Source organism: Nostoc sp. UIC 10630 (assembly GCF_010747425.1).
Classification (GTDB): Bacteria; Cyanobacteriota; Cyanobacteriia; order Cyanobacteriales; family Nostocaceae; genus Nostoc.
Genome location: NZ_JAAGOG010000107.1, coordinates 1 through 21,756, shown reverse-complemented (window position 1 = coordinate 21,756; position 21,756 = coordinate 1). Strand labels below are relative to the sequence as shown.

The following is a 21,756-nucleotide window of genomic DNA, read 5'->3' as shown; positions in this document are numbered from 1 at the left end:
TGAGAAATCTCACTTCCTTACTCAGAACGGGCTAAACGCCCCGCTACCGCTAACAAAACTGTTTTACCCCAATTCCCAATTCCCAATTCTCAATTCCCAATCCCTTCAATCCTGCACAGTCATTGGTAGACGAATAGTAAAAGTAGAACCAAGTCCCGGCTGACTTTTGACAATAATCTCACCACCCATCATCTGACAAAAGTGGCGGCTAATTGCCAAGCCCAGTCCTGTACCTCCATACTTTTTCGTAGTCGAAGTATCTCCTTGGGTAAAAGGTTGAAATAACTGCTGCTGTTGACGGTTAGACATACCTATACCTGTGTCGGTAACGGTAAAAGTAATCATACCCAAAGGAGCATCCAGTCGTAATTCCTCCTTTTCTCTATTGACTGTCAGCGTCACCTTGCCATTTGTAGTAAACTTACTGGCGTTGCTTAGTAAATTTAACAACACCTGCCGCATCCTAGTTTGATCGGCGTACATGGTGCCAAGTTGCTCATCAAAATGCACTTCTAAAACATTGGCATTTTTTTCTATAGCTGGTTTGACTGTGAGAACGACGTTATTAATTAGCGTCGCAATCTCAAATGTTTCTGGATAGAGAGTCATTTTCCCCGCTTCAATTTTTGACAAGTCGAGGATTTCGTTAATCAAGTGCAGTAGATGCTTACCAGCAGCGTTAATTGTTTCTAAGTCGGTGATAAAGTCTGCTGATAAACCAAGATCGGTGGCATCATCTTCTAGAAGTTGGCTCAAGCCAATGACAGCATTTAATGGTGTGCGTAATTCGTGGCTGACATTGGCTAAAAATACGCTTTTTGCCTTGCTAGCAGCTTCGGCTAGTTCTTTAGCTTGTTGTAGTTCTTTGGTTCGCTCAGATACTCGCTCAATCAGACGATTTAGAGATTTGGCAAGTAGGCCAATTTCATCTTCAGTAGTGACGGGTGCTCGCAAATCAAAATTATGTTTCCGCGCCACTTGTTCAGCTACTTGGGTGACGGTGATAACTGGTTCTGCGATCGCTCGACTGGTACGCCAAGCTACAATAGCTGCGATCGCCACCGAAACGAGCATACTGATAATTACGATAAATCGCTCAACTATTTTTGCCTGCTCAACGGCTTTTTGCCTTTCTTGCTCTTGATCTTCAGCAGTTTGCAGGATATTAGCCAAACTTTCAGAAAGCTGATCTAGGCGCATGGCTGTTTCACCACGCATAATTGTCAATAACTGCGATCGGGCAGCAGAAATTTGCTGAGGCTGCGCTGGTTGGGAGTCAATTTTCTGTAAGACAGCCTCGATTTGGTCAACGTAAGCTTTTAAATTATTCTTGTAATCTAGCAATAGCGTCTGTAAAGTCGAACTTGTTGCCGCTAGTCTTTTAGGTTTACTGTCAATAAATCCAGAAATTTTTGACTCTAATTGCTTGGCTTTTTCAACATTCTTCAAAAAATCAGCTTTTTTGGTTTGTAGTTGCTGTGAATTTTCTAATACAGCAACTAGATTAGAGCTATGTAATTGCGCCCCTACTACTGCATCTCTATAATTACTCAGTAGTTGTCCTTGTTCATAAGCTTGATTGAATTGCCTTACTTCCCTTCCCCGGTAGTAGTTGGCAATCACTAACCCAGTTAGCGCTCCAAAAAAGCCAATTCCGATAGCTACAAAGTACCCATAGCCAATTTTTTGATGGATGCGCCAAGAACTGGCTTTGAGTTTCCCTCGTGAGGGAAATTCTATAGTCGGTAGTTCGTCTGTCGATGGCTCTTCGGCTGACACTTTTTTGATTTCTGAACTGCTATCGATAAGGGTTGGCTTTTGAGTTGGCATTTCTCAAACCTCCTTGCCTTCCCGCAAAAATTACCAAATCAGTTTAGCTTGTACAAACAGTTTAATTGGTTATTAACATTTACATTATCTTCTTTTATAGCAACAGCAAATCATTGCTTAGTAGATAATTCGCATAACCTCATATACTACGAGTTATTTTGATAGCAATGTTGCTAAGTACACTTACTGATAGCGAACCGAATTCACTTTTTTCAACAGTAACAAATAATTGCCCGAACTAAAGACCTGTCTGAGACCGTCTTCTCCTTACTACAATACTTTCCTCAATATACAGTTGATAGCAATTAGTTCTTGACATCAGGTAAGCCACTAGTCTACCTTACTGCTTCCTTATAAAATTAATACAATCAGGAAAAAAACAAAAGGTTTGATTATGGGGCATGGGGCATTGGTTATTTCTGCCTCATCCCCAATCACCAGCACATTTATCATAAAATAGGTTGAAAGTCTAGTCGATGTGAATACACAAAAACTTTTATTACGTATTAATATCAATACGAATGCGTTAATTGACGAACCCGGCTTAAGATAGCTTTAATATTGGCTAAAATCGGCTTTTAGGCTTATATAAATGAGAGGTGGGCTGATTTTGCCTTATTTGTACTTAGATTTAGTACGATTATGAACAAATGACACGGAATGAGATAATCACAACCAGAGGATTCCAGTTGATTTAGAAAAGAACTCAGAAGGACGATTATAATACATCCTACTCCCTTCTGAATTCTATCCTCCTACTGACTGTCTACCTTGTAGTTGATGCAGTAGATATTACGGGGCAATTATAGTTAAAGGACACTAAAACCCTTTTGTGCCCTTTAATCAATTGTACTGATGCGCTTGTGCATTACCTAACCAACAGCCTTTTGGTTGCAATTATCCAGATTAGAAAAACTCAACTGTCAAATTAATGGGAGTGAAAATGCCAGAACAAGATTTTACTGAAACCGCATCCAAAGAAACTACAGTGGCAGAGATCAACACCCAAACGGGAACCATCACAAAAGTCCAGCCTCCCGCACAGTCTCAAGATGAATGGCTAAAATACGGGGAGCAAGTTTCTACATTTTTAGCAACATTGCCAGAATATGTGGGAGGCTTCTTTAATGAATATAAGCAACCTCTAGTAACAGTTGGTTTAATTGTAGGATCAATTGTTGGTGTTAAAGTACTCTTGGCAATATTAGATGCTTTGAATGATATCCCTTTAGTAGCGCCTACTTTTGAGTTGATAGGGATTGGTTACTCTGCCTGGTTTGTTTACCGCTATTTACTCAAAGCCTCAACTAGGAAAGAGTTAACTAGTGAAATCACCACTCTAAAATCACAAGTGGTTGGTAAAATTCCAGAAGCTTGATATCTAAATATCGCTTATCCTGCAAAGACTCTACGCAAATAATCTAATTCAAAATCACCCTCTGAGTCTGATCTAAGGAAGCCTTAGATCAGACTTTTATCAAAATCAAAAATTTTTGAATTTTGAATTTTGAATTTTGAATTTTCTGCAATGGGTTGGCCAAGAAACAGAGGAATAAAGGATCGTTAAGAATCTTTCTCCTCTGCTTCTTTGTTGAACACTTTCTCTAACAAACTCACCGAGACGAGCCTCCTGGCGACAATTTAACCTTGGGAGTGCGCGAAGTTTCTGGAGATGCACTGGGCAATCGCACTATACTTGGAGATGAAATTGCCTCCAACTTGCCCCGTTTTACTAAAGCTTGATGAATCATCGCCGCTACTTCAGCTCGACTAGCTACTTTGTTGGGAGCAAGAATTTGTGGGTTTGGATAGTTAACTACCAGACCATTGGTTGTAGCAGCAGCTATTTTGCTAATAGCATAAGGTGGAATATCTTTAGCATCTTTATAGACACTTAAAATCTGATTTGGCGAAGTGGGCGCTTTCAAATTCAACCCACTAACAAGGGCAACCAAAACTTGCACTCGTGAAATATTTTGTTGTGGTTTGAAGGTTTTTTTCGGGTAGCCTTTGAGAAATCCGGCATTGATGGCTTGGCCAATTGCTGGAGTTGCCCAGAATTTTGTTGGTACATCTTCAAATGCGATCGCAGTCTTAGACGGTTCTTGGTCAAAGGCTTTTTGCACAATCGCTGCAAATTCGGCGCGGTTTACAGGCTGATTTGGTCTAAAAGAATAATCAGGAAACCCTTTGAGAATACTACGAGAAGAAAGAACATCTATAAAACGCCGACCCCAAAAGTTAGTGGGCACATCGTTAAATGCAATTGGTGGCGGAATAATAGATTTTTGTTTTGCTGGAGTTACTAAAGGCAGCGCTGATGATTTAATTGATGACTCAAGTACTGCTGAAGAGGGTACAGGTGTCTGTGGTTGTGAGGGTTGAGTTGGGCTTACCTGAGCAGATGGTAACACTCCACGGTTAGGAGCAGCGCTGTTAGTTGGCAATGAAGGTGTCTTGGGTTCAACAACAGCCTCCGGTAGAGAATAGGGCAAAACTGTCTTAGGGACTACATTTGGTTCTACCTTGAAATTAAGGGAAGGCAATACTTGATTTGGTTGAACACTAGGCGAAGGAGTGGAAGAAGCCGACAGCAACCCGTTGAAGTTCCAGCTAGAATCCCTGCGGGACAATGACCAAAACAGAATTGCTCCGATAGTGGTGAAGGCAACCAGAATGGCTATAAATTCATCAAAGCCAAGGGCAGTTCTCTGAGATGACTCCGGTTCGGAAGGAGGTTTATTTGTCATCGTGATTACCCTGGTAGCAGTAAAATTTGTGTCTAAACAAATTAAGCCACAGATGACTCTTTTACACCAGCCCTTTTTAATTCGTAATTCGTAGTAAAATATCAGGCTTCTGGTTCAATGCCGAGCGATGTCTAACGACAAGCCGCTTTGCGTCTACGCAATTGGGCAGCTAGGCGATCGGCTCTTTGGCGTTCCTGTTCTGCTCTTTCATCGCCATTCAACAACAAATTACCTTGTAAATCCCACCAACGCAGCCAGGGTAATTCCACATTCTGATAAACTCCTAGCCATAAACCTAATTCAACACCCAAAGCAACAATGGGATAATGTCCTCGTTCATTTGCTGGTAAAATCTGATACTGTCCTTCAATCAGATGATAAACTTCTAGGTTGGCTTTACTCGCTTCATAAATGCCGTAGAAGGGAGGACGAATGACTTGCTCATAAATCCAAAATTTACCTTTCAAAGGAGTTTGATCCCGTTCTTCACTACCGTCTCCAGAGACAAATTCTAAAACAATCAACGGGGCAATAAACTCTCGCCACAACACATAAGAACGTCGCGTTTGCCCATTGAGCAAAAATGGTACATTCGGTACATAAAACCAATCTGGTGCTTCTGCGCCTTTTTCCGGGGGATCGGTTAAGCGCCAGTAAATGCCTAAGTCTTGCCCTATACAGTATTCACCTTCAGGATTTAATTGTTTAAGGATAGGTGTAATAGAGTCAGTTAGTAGGATGCTTTGGGGATGCTCTTGCCAATTTTTGCCTCCGGCACGCTCCGCGAACACGAACGTACCATCGGACTCAGGAGGTTGAGTATGATCCGGGAAGGGAAAAGGAGTGAGGGCGTTGGCTGGATTGGTTACAGAGGTCATAACGCTACCTTTGCACTCTTCGTAAAGGTTGTTTTTAGTTTAGCTTGCGTAGGCGTAGCCCGTCGTAGACATCGCTCTCTAAATATTCACCACCAAGATTTTGAAGGAGGCAGGAGGCAGTTTTTCTCTAAATTGCTTTCATTAATAAATCGCACGCCAATTACTTCTAACCGCCTAAGAACAATTTTCACCCTGACATACCACTAGTCTTATTAGATACCTAAACTAAAACCGGATTTCGAGGGTGGCAGAATGTAAAATATTAACTTATTGTTTACCCAATCTTTGTAAAAATCAGGGTGTCTAGTGTCAGAAGAATTTAGTTGCCAAATCTCACCGCCATTTTTGTCTCTTGGTAGCGATCGCGATCTGGGTTTAGATTCAACCCTCCAAGAATTACCAATGTATAACTTCCCTGTGGAAATCAATCACACTGGGATGGAAGTGGCTAATTTTTTAGAAAAATATCCCCTGCTACCAGGAGTAGTTTTGGTAGAACAGGGAAAGTTCATTGGGATGATTTCGCGGCGGCGGCTGCTGGAATTTTTGATTCGTCCTTATGGACAAGAGTTGTTGGTTCAGCAACCATTAGCCGTTCTTTACAGCTATGCGCGGATACCGATATTGCTGCTTGCTGATACAACATCGATTTTAACAGCGATGCAACTTAGCTTAAAGCGATCGCCAGAATTATTAGCAGAACCAATTGTAGTACACACAGAATCTGGGGCTTATAGATTGTTAGATGTCCAAGAATTGAATATTATTTCTTGGCAAATTCGAGGAATCGACAATCTGGTGCGCTATGAACGCAGCCAAGCTCAAATGATTCAAAATGATAAAATGGCAAATCTGGGACGTTTGGTAGACGGCGTAGCGCACGAAATTTTAGACCCAGTGGGTTTTATTTGGGGAAATATAACTTATGTTTCTACCTACAGTCAAGATTTACTCAAGCTAATAGCTGCTTACGATCAAGAGTTACCATCAGTTTCCCAGGAAATCAATCAGATTAAAGAAGATATTGAATTTGATTTTTTAGAACAAGATTTGTCGCGATCGCTTGCGAGTATCCGTACTGGTGCGGAAAGATTAAAAAAGCTTGTTACTAGTTTACAAAACTTTTGTCATATCGATGAACTTTATCCAAAGCCAGTAGATTTACACGCTAGTATAGATACTATTATTTTATTAATTAATAGCCGTCTTCAAGGAGAAATTGAAATAGTCAAATACTACGGTCAGCTACCCCCAGTTTATTGCTTTATAGGGCAGCTAAACCAGGTTTTGATGAATATTTTCAGTGAGGTTGTAGATATTTTGCTCAATGAAGCGGTTAGGCAACAGTTGCATTTAGAAGATAAAAATACTGTTCAAAAACCTCGAATTGAGATTACTACAGAAGTAATTTCGCAAGAAGCAAGCAATCCAAATGCACCAGATTCTCGTTGGGTATTAATTCGCATTGCTGACAATGGCCCTGGAATGTCTCAAGAATTACAACAGCAAATTATGGAGTCTTTTTCTTTGGAAACAAAGAATAGCAAAAATACTAGTTTAGCAGTAAGTTATCGAATCATAACTGTGAGACATGGCGGTAAATTAAATTTCCGTTCCCAGATTGGTATAGGTACAGAATTTGAAATACTATTACCTCTGCTGTAACAATATTTTTAAATTAAGCCACAGCAATTGCAGATGAAGGCAGATAATTTATTTGCGTGTACAAATACCCATAACAAAAAATGAGGGTGCGATCGCCTCTGCTTAACCAAGACATAATCGCAGGAGTTAGAGAATATCTGAAAAGCTTTTATTGATACAGCATTCGCTTCAATATTTACCTAAAGCTGTCTTGATAATAAAAACTGCTTACCCTTATTTAAAGAGGGTTAAGTGGAATCGGATAATATTGAATACTTTCGTAAATATCTTTTGATGTACTAGTTTTATGTGTACATATTAAAAAACATAAACTTGTTTCATATCGCACTGTTATTAAACATTATCTGATGTGAATATTCTATACATATAAAAGGTATAGAAGGAATTTAAATGGCGAATCCCGAACACTTGAAAAAGCTTAGAGAAGGTGCAAATAAGTGGAATCAATGGAGACAGCAAAACCCAAATGAATTACCTGATCTCGAAGGAGCTGATATTACGAAGATTACGTATGATCTTAAGAAATTTGACCTCAGTAGAGCTAATCTTAGAAGAGCTAATCTAAAGGGAGTAAAACTTTGGGGAGCTAATCTCGAAGAAGCCGATTTTACTCAGGCTATACTTTGTTTTGCTAGTTTCACGCAAACGAACTTTACTTTTCCCAATTTCACGCAGAAAGCTAACCTTAGTAGAGCTAATCTCACGGAAGCTAACTTAAGGATGGCCTGCCTAGATAATGCTAATCTCACGAGAGCTAATCTCCAAGATGCTGATTTGTGGAATGCTAGCTTCAGGTTTGCTAATCTCCAAGAAGCTGACCTTACTAGAGCTACACTAACTTATGCTGACTTTTGGAGTGCAAATCTCAAGGAAAGCATACTCTGTAATGCAAACCTTAGCGAAGCTGAGTTAAGTTATACAAACCTTAGTGAAGCTGAGTTAAGTTATACAAACCTCAGTCAAGCTATACTCTATGATGCAAAACTCTATGAGACAAAACTCTATGGTGCAAATCTTACAAACGCTAATCTCAGTAAAATTAAAGCACTAGGAACAGACTTTACCGGAGCTTTGTTTACAGGTGCTTGTTTAGAAAACTGGAAGATTAATAGCGCCACAATACTAGATAATATTAATTGTCAATATGTTTACTTGAGGAGTGGCGATCCAATTCGCATACCCAGTAATAGGGATTTTGAACTAGAAGAGTTTACTGAGATTTTACAACTAAAAATAGTAGCAGAAACAATTCTGCAATTATTTAGAGGATTAGAGCAGACAAACCCTGGAGCGACAGAAAAAGAAAAACATAATTTTATTATAAGTTCTATCCCGCCGGCAATGATAGTAAAGCTTCAAAGGGCGGTAGGAGCAGGTACCATAGAGACGAGTAAACAAATTATAAATAATCCTTTTTTTAACATAATAATAGCAATGATTGAGGCTTGGAATCATAATTAATTCCAAACCAAAATGGTATCGTCCTATTTATTGTGGAACTAGTCTATGGTAAAGAATTTGTTTACAATAAATTTTCGCCACGTTGATAAATTTCCCTTGCATGATCAGTCCAAGCACCTTGTCCCCAATAACGAAAACAACTGGTTTGCAGCAGAAGGTTGTGTAGTAGAAGGTTACGATAGTGAGATTGTCTGGTAACAGGTTCTGTTGAATCAGTTTGCTGTAATTGATCAAACTTTTGATGGAATGAACTACTTAATTGATACATCGGAGACAACACATTTTCATATCCTTTGACCCAACTGATATGATTTGTCCATGAGGCTCCATCCAGATGAAAATTAGAGTTTATTTGCTTTAATTCTTGAATCGCATTTTCTACAGCTTCGGGTTGGCAATTATCTGGTGAAACTCTCTCCCAAATCTGATGTTGTCCCACTGGCTGACAAGTTGGATAGTCTTCAGGTTTGCATCCAGCAGCTTCGATAAATTCTAAATATTCTGTACCACACATTCCAACAACACCTGATTTTCCTCCCCCATTATTGACCATATCCCACCAAGCTTGTTTAAAAGCACTAGGAAATTCATTCATCATCACACCACCATTTTCACCATCTCCAATTTGGCTAACTATTGGTGGCACAAAAACACTACCAATTTGTTGTTTGGATAAAGTTTTAGCTTCATAATAAGGCTGCATTTGGGCAACTAATTTAGTATCCGAACCTTGAGTTTTAATTAAGGCTGTGATGCTAATAGTTTCGCCTTGAGAATTGCGGGCAATGAGACAATGTGGTAAATGTTTGTGGGTGAGAGATTGACCAGTAAGAGTTTCTACAGAATGTTCTTGAACGAGTAGCCAGCGATATCCACACTCTTTCAGCGCTTTCACGAATTCAAAGAGAGCATCAGGGTGATTGGGGAGGTGCATTTCTGGAGGCGAAAAGCCTTTGACTCGTGCTAATGCTTCCCAGCCAAAAATTGCTGCGAAGTGATGTTGCCACGCAATGATATGCAATTTAATATCTGCTATGGGTGTAGAAGGAATAACTGCATGACCCCACATGGTACCCAGCCATTCTACATAAGGTTGATAGTTGCGATCGCAAGTGATCCGTTTGAGATTATCGAGAACATCACTGCGTCCCATTTGCCGCAATCCCCACAAAAGATTACCTGAGTAATCCAACATCACACGGGGATTGCAACCTTGACTTACAAGTTCGGGGATCAAGTCTCCCATTCGGCTGTAACAATATGCAAAAGGATCTGCATTGTGGTTATCCCCCTCGTTGGGATGTTCAAACATATATTGCAGATTGCTGATCAGTGTACCGCCATTCCCAGCAGGTATAGTTGGCTGGTGCATGTGTAAGGCGATCGCAAATACAGCATTTACGTCTTCTAAGCGAATATTTGTTGTTGGTAAAAATACTGACTGATCATGGTTAACTACAGAGAGAACCTCTGTTTCCCAACCAGAAATATTCGGCAAGCCATCAATGATTTCGGGCAAACTGCTGAGAGTAGTAGGGAAGGAAAGCATTTCTGGTTGCTCCAATATGAGTTATATCTAGAAAACTTGCGTTTGTATTTAATAATACTTAACTCAGCGTATATACAATGAATACTCCAAGTCACGCTATTCTCAACTTGCTGATTTTCAATCAACAATTGCGAACTCAGGCAAGTCCGGCAATTATCATCGGCGCAGTCTTACCAGATATTCCCATCTTTGTGTTCTACTTTTTAATGAAGTTTGTTTACCATCTGCCGACACGCCAGATTTGGTCAGAAGTTTATTATCAACCTTTTTGGCAAGCTATTGTCAGTACGTTTCATTCAATTCCACTAGCGCTGCTTGGAATATTGATTGCCCATATCTGGAGTTGGCGATTGATTGAAGTTGGCTTCGTCAGTATGGTGCTACATTCTCTTTTAGATTTACCAGTCCATAACAACGACGCTCACCGACACTTTTTTCCCTTTAGTAATTACCGTTTTATCAGCCCTGTTTCTTATTGGGACTCAAATCATTGTGGCGCGATTGCAGCTTTGGTAGAAATCCTCTTAGTTCTAGGGGCAACTATTTATCTATTTCCTTCCACACGAACCTACTGGGGTAAAGGACTGCTAATTGCAGTCAATCTGTTTTATACGATCGGGTATTTCCGTTTTTACCTTTCAGCTAAAGGCAATTGACCCCAGTAGGATAAGCGATGCACTAAAAAATTTAGGATTTATGTGCAGATATGCGAGAAATCATGTTCTTGACAAGAACAAATCACCGAAACGATGGATTCTGGTTAAAAAATTCAGTTTCGGGATCAGCTTGTTAAGTCTTTCAGCAGGCTGTTGTTTTCTTGGCGCTGGCGGAGTTGCGATTCGTAAAATTAGCTCTAATAACCAAGGGGCAAGGCGTTGACACAATACGGCTAAATGACTTTGCCATCCGACTAAAATTTCTGGTGAATCATTTTGCATTCCGGCGACGAGTGCTTTGGCTACTTGCTGCGGAGTCATGGGGATCACCCAGCGAAATAATTTTAAGTCGCGCACCATGTCTGTGTCTGTGAGAGAAGGCAGTAATGCAATTACTCGGATATTGTGTTCAGCTAGTTCTTGGCGCAAGGCTTGGGTAAATCCTAAGATGGCAAACTTGGTAGCTGAGTAAGTCGCCATTGTTGGTGCTGCGACTTTCCCCATCAGACTCGATACATTGACGATTGTCCCTTGCCTTTGGCTGACCATACGTCGAGCGATCAGACTCGTGAGGTTGTACATCCCTAACAAGTTCACAGAGAGTTCTTCTTGAACTTGAGGCATCTTAGATTGCAAAAACGAGCTTTGGTATGCGACACCCGCACAATTAACCAGCAGGTGAATCTGTCCGAAATTGCGCCACAGTTGGGCAACAGCGATATTTACTTCAATTGTCTGCGTCAAATCTAATGCCACGATCGCAGTTTCGGTTCCCATCGCCTCGATTTCGTTAGCTACCTCGACTAACTTTTGGCGATCGCGTGCTACTAATATCAGTCGCTTGATGCCGACTTGCGCTAGCTCAAGAGCGATCGCTCGTCCAATCCCACGTGAAGCCCCTGTAATCAGGGCAACTTTACCTTGAATCTCCATTGGTTTTATCCTCCAAAATCTAAGTCTTACCAACCTCTTCGTTATTGCCGATATATACAATCAAGAGTTACTTGCTTGTCGGCATCAAGTAAGACAAATAATCTATTGCAATTGAAATCAAACTGAAATTAAGCCTTTGGCAACGAGATATCTCTTGGTTAATCTGCAATCCCTCATAATTGTCTATACGAGGCAGAAATTTCTCGTTTTTAAGCCGTCAAAGCCTAACACACTTGGCTGAATGGGTATAGCTCATAGATTTTATTTCTCCTAGATCAGAGCGTTCATCAGCATCGTTGTCATACACACGTTAGCAATTAAATCAAGGTATTGCAATATTCTTTAATAAGGATTTCTTAATGCTTCTTAACGACAAGCATATATATATATAAAATATTTTATTAAATAAGTTTTTATAAATCCCTCAGTAGAAATATCTCACTTCCCTGACAAATAGCCTTTTTTCGGGCAATTGTTATATCTAATTCATCTGTTAGGAACAAAAAAGACATATAGAATTTGAGTTTATGCTTGCAATAGTTAGAGTTACTGATTAACGCGCAGATTTCTATCAGCATATTTACTGATTTATTGAAAATAAACGTTTCTGAAATTGTATTTATTTAAATAATCCAAGAGGGCTAATACATCATTTTTAATGCAAATTACAACAGCATTTTATCTGTTGAAACTTTAGTGTAAATAGTAATTTGTTTGGGTTTAGCTTTGAGTTTATCAAAAAAATCTTTGAGACTTGTAGTGTTGCTAATTTAAATCATTCCTGAATAACAAGATCCCCAACTTCTGCCAGAAGTTGGGGATCTTGCTGTAAGTTCTAATATTCTGCCTTTCACCGCACCCGCGTATATTTACGTAATCCTCTTTTCTCCCCTGCTGTTTTCACGATGCTCCCGGTCATAACTAACGTGGGGTAGGTTGAGGATTTGGTAGTTTGGTTGACTGGGGAATTGACGCACTCCAGATTTGATTAAATTGAGCTACCGATAACGACTGTAAAATACTGAGATTAAGAGGCTCTTTGCTGAGAAATGTGGCATAAGATGGCTGCAAATAGGAACGGTATTCAGGGCGGTTGAGGAGATGGGTTTCCATAAAAGCGACGCTGAGGGCGTTGAGATAGGAATAAACAGCATCACGATCGGGGCCCAGTAAGGCAGGTGGCACAGGTAAAATATCATTTTCAGGAGTAGGTTCTGCGATCGCTGAAAAGTGGGTGGCGTTTTCAATCAAAGCCAGGTACTTATTAGGATCAGAAAGCCAGGTGAAGGGGCGAATTTGCTCAAATACAGGTGGAGCGAAAATATCTTGACTACCTGCTACCAGCATTACAGGCATTTTAATTTGACTGACTCCGCCCTCACCCAAAACTAAGCTGTCAATCGGATTAATCGCCATGATTGCCTTGATGCGATCGTCTTTGAGTTCATAATTTTTTTGGGGTAACTTACTTGCTTCACACTGCAACAACAGTGACAAATTAAAGGATGAATAATTGGTATTACAATCTTGGCGCAGTTGCTCAAAGTTAATCTTTGCTCCTGCTAGAGTCAAAACAGTATAACCACCAAAAGACTGACCAATCGCCCCAACTTGCTGAAAATTGAGTTTTCTGTGGAGAGTGGGATCAGATTTTTCTAGACGCTGGAGTTCATCGAGGAGATACTTGATATCCAAAGGTCGGTTGATAAATTCCTCTGGTTCTGGTGGACTTGCCAAACCCGCAAAGTATTGCTGAAAACGTTTGGCATTACTACCAGGGTGTTCTAGTACAGCAACAGCAAAACCGTATGATGCTAGATGTTCAGCCAGGTAGACAAAGGTAGAGCGGTCTGAAGCAAGACCATGAGAAATGACAATCAGGGGAAAGGGAGGAGACGGAGAATTCTGATCTGTGGATTCTGAGTTTTGAGTTGTAGGTAAATAGATATCTACCGGTAGACGGCGTGAGCGAGAAACGTCATTTAACTCCAGGCTTTTTTTCTGCCAACGGAATTTTCCTGGCGATCGCAAATCTGCTTGTTTTGAGAAGTCAACAGTTGAATTGGCTGCTTGAGCGATCGCTTCTTTTTGAAGAGAAGCTACAACTTCATCCTTTTTCTTGAGCAACTGTGATAAGTCATCAACTATCCTTAACCCTTCTGTGAAATTCACCCGCATAGTATTGCTAGGAAATTTCCGCAGCAAATTCACCACTGTTAAACCCTCTCGATCGGCAGCGGCCAAAATCAAAGAGGCACGTATGGCATAGAAGCCATTCTGTCGAGACTCAGTGAGGAGTAATTTTCCTAGTTGTTGCACTACCTCCTCGCCGATCGGTGAGTAAGTGACTTGAGATACTAAAGTAGGAGTGATATTGAACCTTTGCTGGAGCAGATCCCGCAGTTGAGCGAGTTGTTGAGGAGTAGCACGGCTAGCATAAAATGAAAAATCTTGATCGATTTTCCCAACTTTGGCAAAAGTTTCTAGCGAGTCCACCGATAACGAGAATTCGCCGAAGGGAGGATAAAAAAAGCTAATGCGTTCAGCCGCCAATCCGGGAGTAGAAGTCAAAAAGGTAGATAGCAAACCTAAACCCAGGTATCTCAGAAATTTTTTCATTAGAAAAACCCACTGTCTAACCCTGCCAAACAAGTTTGGACAGGATATATTCCCTAGAATTATCCAATTTTAGTATAGACAGTTACATTAAGAAACTTCTTGTCTGCGTAGACCTACTCTTGGCGGCTTCTCGAAAACATGAGGCTTCACTATGTTAAATTCAAGCTACAACTCCTGTGGATGAGGAATCAGGTAATGGCGGCTTCTGTAGAACATGGCTTAAATAATAACGCTTCCATCCCTCCCTTAGAAAGTGGCGATCGCTTAACCCGCCACGAATTCGAGCGTCGTTATACAGCAATGCCTAATAAAAAAGCAGAATTAATCGAAGGAGTCGTCTACGTGGCATCACCACTGCGTTTTAGAAGTCATGGCCAACCTCATGGACAGTTAATTACCTGGTTGGGAGTTTATCAAGTTTGCACTCCTGGATTAGCGCTAGGCGACAATACTACCGTGCGCTTGGATTTAGACAATGAACCACAGCCTGATGTTTTGCTGTTGATAGATAAACCAGCTAGGGGACAGGCACAGATCAGTAAAGATGATTACGTAGAAGGCGCACCAGAATTAGTCGCAGAAGTAGCAGCTAGTAGTGCATCTATTGATTTGTACGACAAAAAACGCGCCTACCGTCGCAATGGAGTGCAGGAATATATCGTCTGGCAGACTTTAGAGAATAAACTCGACTGGTTCGGTTTGCAGAATGGTGAATATTTGCCACTTGTAGCAGATGCAGATGGTGTGATTAAAAGTAGAGTATTTCCGGGTTTGTGGTTAGATATCACCTCGCTAATCACAAGGAATATGACGAAAGTTTTAGCAGTGCTGCAACAAGGATTGAATTCAAAAGAACACGCTGAGTTTGTTGAGGGTTTAACTTAGCAAAACTTAAAAATAATGTCTTGAAAAATACAAATTATTAATGTAAAACGTGATATTAGAAGCCGGGAAAGTTTTCCCTTTTTTTAGACAGTCTCCCTTGGGAAATCAGTTAATAGCATTTTTGGTGTGAGGTAATTCCAGATAGTCCCGGCGATTAGGGGGAAGGTATTTGGCGAAAGTCTTTGAAAACAGCTTAATTCTCAATTCTTAAAAATTGGGAAAGTTTGTTGTCAGCGATTTATAAACAACACAGTTATGACCACAACTCTAGGAAGAAGCGAAAGCGGCAGCCTGTGGGATCGTTTCTGTCAATGGATTACTAGCACCGACAATCGGCTTTATATCGGCTGGTTCGGCGTTTTAATGATTCCTACCCTATTGACCGCTACTATCTGTTTCATTATTGCCTTTATTGCTGCACCACCCGTTGATATTGACGGCATCCGGGAGCCAGTTTCTGGTTCTTTATTATACGGCAATAACGTCATCACTGGTGCTGTTGTACCCACATCTAACGCCATTGGTTTGCACTTCTACGCAATTTGGGATGCTGCTTCAATGGATGAATGGCTCTACAACGGCGGGCCTTATCAACTCATTGTCTTGCACTTTTTGATTGGTATTTTCTGCTGGCTTGGTCGGCAATGGGAGTTAAGCTATCGTTTGGGGATGCGTCCCTGGATTTGCGTAGCTTACTCTGCTCCTGTAGCTGCTGCAACTTCTGTCTTTTTAATTTACCCAATTGGTCAAGGTAGCTTTTCTGACGGGATGCCTCTGGGAATTAGCGGCACATTTAACTTCATGTTCGTGTTTCAAGCCGAGCATAACATCCTCATGCACCCATTCCATCAACTGGGCGTAGCGGCAGTGTTCGGTGGTGCGTTTTTCTGCGCGATGCACGGTTCTTTGGTGTCTTCCTCTCTAGTCAGAGAGACAACTGAAGCTGAATCTATAAACTATGGGTATAAGTTTGGTCAAGAACAAGAAACCTATAGCATCGTAGCGGCTCACGGTTATTTTGGGCGCTTAATCTGGCAATATGCCAGCTTTAACAACTCGCGTTCCTTGCACTTTTTCTTGGCTGCTTGGCCTGTAGTTGGTATCTGGTTGACGGCATTGGGCATCAGTACGATGGCGTTCAATCTCAACGGGTTCAACTTTAACCAATCAATTCTTGATTCCAAAGGTCGTGTAATTAATACATGGGCAGATGTGCTAAACCGCGCCAATTTGGGTATAGAAGTGATGCACGAGCGCAATGCTCACAACTTCCCCCTAGATTTGGCGGCTGGTGAGGCAGTACCTGTGGCAATGATGTCTACGACGAACGTAGCTGCGGCACCTGCAATACACGGTTAGTTGTAATTTAAAATTCGCCGCGCTCTCTGTCTAGAGGGCGCTTTTTTTATGAAGCTATAGTTATACAAATATCTACACAGATAAAATTTTAAAAAAATATCTGGTGTATTTGGGTACAATTACTAAATTGTTACTCATCTACATTAGTAAATGCATTGGTATAAATAAAAATAATTATCAAAACTGTAAGCAGTGAGTAAACTAACTAGTGACGGTTATATCCAGAGTTAATATTCATTGTATTTCCACTGAGTACAAATCTCAGATTTTAGTTTTCGTCTCAATTCAATATAAAATCTAAAACTTAAAATCCAAAATCAACATGGCAAACCTAACTCCCAATTCTAGTTTTAGTTTGACACTGCGCTTGCAGATTCCCAATCGTGTAGGGATGTTAGCGTCAGTAACCCAGGCGATCGCAACTACTGGCGGTAATCTCGGTCAAATTGATTTAATCGAGCAAACCCGCAAAGAGTCCACCCGCGATATTACCGTTGATGCTGCTAGTACCGAACATGCTGAAACCATTGTGCAAGCAGTGAAAGTATTGCCAGATATCAAGTTACTCAGTGTCTACGATCGCACCTTTAATTTGCATCGCGGTGGCAAAATCAGCATTACTAGCAGAATTCCTTTAAAGAGTGTGTCCGATCTAGCAATGGCTTACACACCAGGAGTTGGTCGAATTTGTACTGCGATCGCTCAAGATGCAGAGGAAGTTTACAAGTTAACCATCAAACAAAACACTGTTGCTATTGTTACCGATGGTAGTGCCGTTTTGGGATTAGGGAATCTCGGCCCGGCGGCTGCTCTGCCAGTCATGGAAGGCAAAGCAATGCTATTCAAGGAATTTGCGGGGCTAGATGCTTTTCCCATCTGTCTGGCAACCCAAGATACAGAAGAGATTATCCAGACAGTTAAGAATATCGCGCCAGTTTTTGGGGGTGTGAATTTAGAAGATATCGCTGCACCTCGCTGCTTTGAAATTGAAAAGAGATTGCGCGAAGAGTTAGATATCCCCGTTTTTCATGACGATCAGCACGGTACCGCCATTGTCACCTTGGCAGCGTTGTTTAACTCTCTAAAACTGGTAAATAAGGCAATGGCAGAAATCCGCATCGTGATTAACGGTGCTGGGGCGGCGGGAGTAGCGATCGCGCGGTTACTTCGTAAAGCTGGGGCAGAAAAAATCTGGATGTGCGATTCTAAGGGGATTATCTCTACGAGTCGTGCCGATTTGACAGAAGAAAAACTCGAATTTGCCGTGAAAGCTCAAGGTACCTTAGCGGGTGCGATGCAAGGGGCAGATGTATTTATTGGAGTCAGTGCACCAGGAGTTTTGACACCAGAAATGGTGCATTCAATGGCGAAAGATCCAATTGTGTTTGCAATGGCAAATCCCATTCCAGAGATTCAGCCAGAATTAATTAGTAAAGATGTTGCTGTTATCGCCACCGGTCGCAGTGATTACCCCAATCAAATCAATAACGTCCTAGCTTTTCCTGGGGTATTCCGTGGTGCTTTAGATTGTCGGGCAAAGACAATTACCACCACAATGTATTTAGAAGCCGCAAATGCGATCGCTTCTTTAGTCAAGCCTTCAGATTTGGATCGCGAACATATTATTCCTTCAGTCTTTGATGAGCGAGTCGTCAATGCTGTTGCTGCTGCTGTACAACAAGCAGCGCGTCAAGAAGGTATCGCTCAGAATTAATTAAATTAATGACTCTTATGGGATGGGTGTCTCGCCCGTCCCCCAGCACATACTGACTATAGAAAAATTGCCAAAACTAGCAAACCATTTTGGGTACTCTACATCATTTTATGATTTCGGTTGTACAGCTTGCCTAACAACTTCTTCATCCAAACCTAACGCTTGGGCTATCTGTTCAATACTCAATCCTAACGCCCATAACTGAGGTATTGTTTCTAGCTTGCCTTCTAGCTTGCCTTCCTGTTTTCCTTCTAACTTGCCTTCTTCTTTACCTTCTTCTTTACCCTCTGCAAAAACTTCTTGGTAAAATTTAGTTTGCTTTAACTCACTTAATCCGAACATTTTTCCCATCTCCTCCCGGCTCAAGCGCGGCAATTTGTAAATTAATATCGTTTCTATTAATTGTATAATTTCCCTCTGCTGGGCGGTATTGAGAATTTCTTTCCGGGCGCTGTTGACAATCTCGATAGCTTTCGTTGTTGCAGTTGATTCTGGTTCGATGATTAGTTTCACTGTCTCAATCCCGATTGATGATGTGGGAATTGAGCTTAACTCGTTTAGGTAAACGCAAGTCACTCGTTGGGAATTAAGTAATTCTGCATATCTCTCTGTATCTTCAGTATCAACGCTGCGATTGGGGAAGATGACAACACCCCGCCAGTTGTTAGTTAATTCAGTTTTGTCGAGATAGTTAAAGATTTCGGCGAATAAACGGGAATAAATTTTTCTATCGAGTTGAAATTGTACCTCAGCAAAATAAATCGGTAATTCTGGAGTATCAGGCAAAAATACACCATCAATTCTAAATGCCAGTTGTTTGACTTCAACTGATGAAAATTGGTAAGCACTGGCTAGTGATGGCGGTTGGTTAATGAGTTCAAAGAAGGTGCTGGGTAAGCTTTGAAAGATGCGATAGAATATACTGTCTGTTTTCAAGGCAAATGGTTTTGCAGTTGATAAGCATATTTTACAGTTTAGCGTAGGCGTAGCCCGTCCAAGCTACGTGTAGCGTCTGCAAGAGTTGGCATCGCTCATCATGGATATGTCAGATTGAGGACTGGCGAAACACTCGTCCCCATTTGGTGATTGGATTATATAAATAAAGCAACATCATCTAAAACACCACCATTTGTCAACTGTTTGCAATGAAGTACCAAGCTGGGGATGAGTTTTTACAAGAATTGCCGCTAATTTTGGCGGGGCCAATCCTAAAACATACTGAACCAGAGTCAGTAACAGTATGGGTGGCTCTAAAACAGTCTTGTCAGGTAGAACTCAAGGTTTATGAAACAACAAATAATGGTGAAGCACTAGGAAATTGCTTATTGGAGGGAGAACGCTCTAGCTTTGCTCTAGGCAAGTATCTTCATGTAGTTGCGATAACGGCTCGATCCCCGGTTGGATATCGCCTAACTAGCGATCGCCTCTATGCTTACGATCTCCAGCTTACTGCTGCTGACCAAACCCTGCAAATGCAACAAGCATTATGCTCAAACTCTTCTCCTACAGTCAGCATCAGCTACTTTGCTCATCAAAAACCGACCTTTGTTTTGCCGCCAAACCGTCTTCAAGATTTGCAAATTGCCCATGCTTCCTGCCGTAAACCTCATGGTCATGGGTTTGATGCACTACCGATTCTTGACAGTTTAATTGAGGCTTCAGCGTATCAACCCCAACATCGCCCTCACCAGCTATTTATGACTGGAGATCAAATTTACGGAGATGATGTAGCAGATCCGTCGTTGTGGGTTGCCACGACTCTTGGTGATGCCCTTTTGGGTTGGGAAGAACAACTTCCTGTGAATGGGGTTTATTGCACTCCCCAGCAGCTACCCCCTGGAGAGCGGGCTGATGTTGCAACAAATCAAGCTGGGTTGACCGCAGGATTACATAATAAATCGGAGAAAGTTAACAGTCATCTTTTCAGCCTGGGTGAATATTACGCTACTTATTTACTAGCTTGGTCGCCAGTGTGCTGGCCAGGCGCATTTCCTCAAGGACACCAAGTAACGCGCGATCGCCATGCTATCAAAGACTGGAACCAAGCAGTCTGGCATTTGCGCCAATTCATCTACACCCTTTGGAAAGTGCGTCGCGCCCTTGCTAATATTCCCACTTACACCATCTTTGATGACCATGATGTAAGTGATGACTGGAACTTAAATCAAGCTTGGTGTTTACGGGTGCTGGGTCGTCCCTTGGGGCGAAGAATAGTCCAAAATGCCTTGTTAGCCTACACGGTATTTCAAGGATGGGGCAATACACCAGGGCAATTTACAGAAGGTAAATCCGGTGAAAAGTTATTGGCGGCTGCACAAGCTTGGTCAGCTTCCCAAGGAAAGGATGCAAAGGCTGATGATGCGATCGCTCGTTATGTCGGTATGCCAGCCAACGATCCTGCCACAGGCTTACCTATTTTAGTCCGAGACGGTTCCGTATTCATTCTGGATCGAGATTCTGAAGCGCTCACTTGGCACTATATAGTCAGAAGCGATTGCCATGAAGTAATTGTGCTGGATACACGCACTTGGCGGGGTTATCCAGCCGATCAAAAACCAATTGCACCACCGATGCTATTGTGTCCAAAAGCCTTTGAGCAACAATTAGTTTTACCTTTACAACAAGTAGCTGAACAAACTAAGATTCAAAATACATTTGTAATTGCGCCCACTAATGTATTTGGTCTACAAGTAATTGATTGGATTCATCATTGGCATTTACAACGCGAGAAGGTTTTTTCAACCGATGTTGGAGATGCTTGGAACATTAATGTGGAAGCACTGGCGCAATTCCTAACTACCTTGTTTGAAGAACGTCAACAAGTCATTATTCTATCTGGAGATATCCATTACAGTTCTGTTGCTCACTTGTCTTATGCACACACCCATTCCAAATTGCAATCTGTATTGGTGCAGTTAACCGCTAGTGCATTGAAGAATGAAGAGATTTTGACGCGGCTGATTCATACACGATTGAAAGATTGGCTACTACCCGAAAAGGTACGACATTGGATCGGGTGGAGTAACCCACCCAATATGGTAGAAATTTCTGCGAAACAATTACACCATAATCGCCAAATGCTAACTAACTCGGACTGGCATTGTGTGCTGGAATGGATACCTCGAAACACTGTTCAGACTTCTACCTGCACAGCAGATATATTATCTTTGATAGCTCCCTGGAAACGAGCAGAAAATGCTAAATGGAAATGGTTACAACCCCTGATGTTTTGGAAATATCGTTGGTTTCAGGACGGGCGAGAAGTAGTTGGATTGAATAATTTAGGGCTGGTTCACTTTGAGTTCGCAGACTCGAGTAATTCTGACAAAGTTATTCAAGATTTGTACTGGTTTTCTTGTTGGTATCCAACCCAAGTTGTTTACAGCCGTTTTGAGAGCGAGTTAACGCCTAATCAGTCATTGTTACGATAACCGAAGAGGCAGGGGGCGGGGAGCAG

15 protein-coding genes are annotated in these 21,756 nt (G+C 41.5%); 8 read left to right on the top strand and 7 right to left on the bottom strand.

What is annotated here, in order from left to right; translation table 11 throughout:
• Positions 1–105: 105 nt before the first annotated feature.
• Positions 106–1,830 (bottom strand): ATP-binding protein, encoded by a 1,725-nt coding sequence (locus G1O98_RS22540; protein WP_163932078.1) that lies wholly within the window; start codon positions 1,828–1,830, stop codon positions 106–108.
• 943 nt (positions 1,831–2,773) lie between these two features.
• Between G1O98_RS22540 and G1O98_RS22535 the strand changes: the two genes are divergently transcribed.
• On the top strand, positions 2,774–3,208 hold the full coding sequence (locus G1O98_RS22535; RefSeq protein ID WP_012407766.1) for a CAAD domain-containing protein: 435 nt from the start codon (positions 2,774–2,776) through the stop codon (positions 3,206–3,208).
• Positions 3,209–3,443: 235 nt separating this feature from the next.
• Here G1O98_RS22535 and G1O98_RS22530 read toward each other — a convergent pair whose 3' ends face one another.
• Complete coding sequence (locus G1O98_RS22530; protein WP_163932075.1) at positions 3,444–4,580, bottom strand: S-layer homology domain-containing protein; 1,137 nt, start codon at positions 4,578–4,580, stop codon at positions 3,444–3,446.
• A gap of 131 nt (positions 4,581–4,711) precedes the next feature.
• The gene (locus tag G1O98_RS22525) at positions 4,712–5,458 is read right to left on the bottom strand and encodes a Uma2 family endonuclease (protein ID WP_163932072.1); all 747 of its coding nucleotides are present in this window, start codon (positions 5,456–5,458) and stop codon (positions 4,712–4,714) included.
• Between the two features lie 306 nt (positions 5,459–5,764).
• On the opposite strand from G1O98_RS22525, the gene G1O98_RS22520 reads away from it, so the two are divergent.
• The gene (locus tag G1O98_RS22520; RefSeq protein WP_163932068.1) at positions 5,765–7,123 is read left to right on the top strand and encodes an ATP-binding protein; all 1,359 of its coding nucleotides are present in this window, start codon (positions 5,765–5,767) and stop codon (positions 7,121–7,123) included.
• A 390-nt stretch (positions 7,124–7,513) separates the two neighbouring features.
• Positions 7,514–8,584, top strand: coding sequence for a pentapeptide repeat-containing protein (locus G1O98_RS22515; RefSeq protein WP_163932065.1), 1,071 nt, complete (start codon positions 7,514–7,516; stop codon positions 8,582–8,584).
• Between the two features lie 61 nt (positions 8,585–8,645).
• On the opposite strand, the gene G1O98_RS22510 is transcribed toward G1O98_RS22515, so the two are convergent.
• A complete protein-coding gene (locus G1O98_RS22510; RefSeq protein ID WP_163932062.1) occupies positions 8,646–10,133 on the bottom strand; it encodes a glycosyl hydrolase family 57 in 1,488 nt (495 codons plus the stop codon).
• A 77-nt stretch (positions 10,134–10,210) separates the two neighbouring features.
• Between G1O98_RS22510 and G1O98_RS22505 the strand changes: the two genes are divergently transcribed.
• Positions 10,211–10,789 (top strand): hypothetical protein, encoded by a 579-nt coding sequence (locus G1O98_RS22505; protein ID WP_163932060.1) that lies wholly within the window; start codon positions 10,211–10,213, stop codon positions 10,787–10,789.
• 60 nt (positions 10,790–10,849) lie between these two features.
• Here G1O98_RS22505 and G1O98_RS22500 read toward each other — a convergent pair whose 3' ends face one another.
• Positions 10,850–11,722, bottom strand: a complete 873-nt coding sequence (locus G1O98_RS22500) for an SDR family NAD(P)-dependent oxidoreductase (protein WP_163932057.1) — start codon at positions 11,720–11,722, stop codon at positions 10,850–10,852.
• A gap of 921 nt (positions 11,723–12,643) precedes the next feature.
• The gene (locus tag G1O98_RS22495; protein WP_163932054.1) at positions 12,644–14,341 is read right to left on the bottom strand and encodes an alpha/beta hydrolase; all 1,698 of its coding nucleotides are present in this window, start codon (positions 14,339–14,341) and stop codon (positions 12,644–12,646) included.
• Positions 14,342–14,536: 195 nt separating this feature from the next.
• On the opposite strand from G1O98_RS22495, the gene G1O98_RS22490 reads away from it, so the two are divergent.
• The 3 genes from G1O98_RS22490 (at position 14,537) to G1O98_RS22480 (ending at position 18,299) form a co-directional block, all read left to right on the top strand.
• Positions 14,537–15,226 carry a Uma2 family endonuclease gene (locus tag G1O98_RS22490; protein WP_163932051.1) on the top strand — a complete coding sequence of 230 codons (690 nt, stop codon included), beginning with the start codon at positions 14,537–14,539 and terminating at the stop codon, positions 15,224–15,226.
• A 255-nt stretch (positions 15,227–15,481) separates the two neighbouring features.
• Complete coding sequence (gene psbA / locus G1O98_RS22485) at positions 15,482–16,585, top strand: photosystem II q(b) protein (RefSeq protein WP_163932048.1); 1,104 nt, start codon at positions 15,482–15,484, stop codon at positions 16,583–16,585.
• 322 nt (positions 16,586–16,907) lie between these two features.
• Positions 16,908–18,299 carry a malic enzyme-like NAD(P)-binding protein gene (locus G1O98_RS22480; protein WP_163932045.1) on the top strand — a complete coding sequence of 464 codons (1,392 nt, stop codon included), beginning with the start codon at positions 16,908–16,910 and terminating at the stop codon, positions 18,297–18,299.
• 108 nt (positions 18,300–18,407) lie between these two features.
• Here G1O98_RS22480 and G1O98_RS22475 read toward each other — a convergent pair whose 3' ends face one another.
• Positions 18,408–19,235: an Rpn family recombination-promoting nuclease/putative transposase gene (locus G1O98_RS22475; RefSeq protein WP_163932041.1), complete on the bottom strand. Its 828-nt coding sequence runs from the start codon at positions 19,233–19,235 to the stop codon at positions 18,408–18,410.
• A gap of 209 nt (positions 19,236–19,444) precedes the next feature.
• Here G1O98_RS22475 and G1O98_RS22470 point away from each other — a divergent pair, with 209 nt between their 5' ends.
• Complete coding sequence (locus G1O98_RS22470; protein ID WP_163932038.1) at positions 19,445–21,730, top strand: PhoD-like phosphatase; 2,286 nt, start codon at positions 19,445–19,447, stop codon at positions 21,728–21,730.
• The last annotated feature ends 26 nt before the right edge of the window (positions 21,731–21,756 follow it).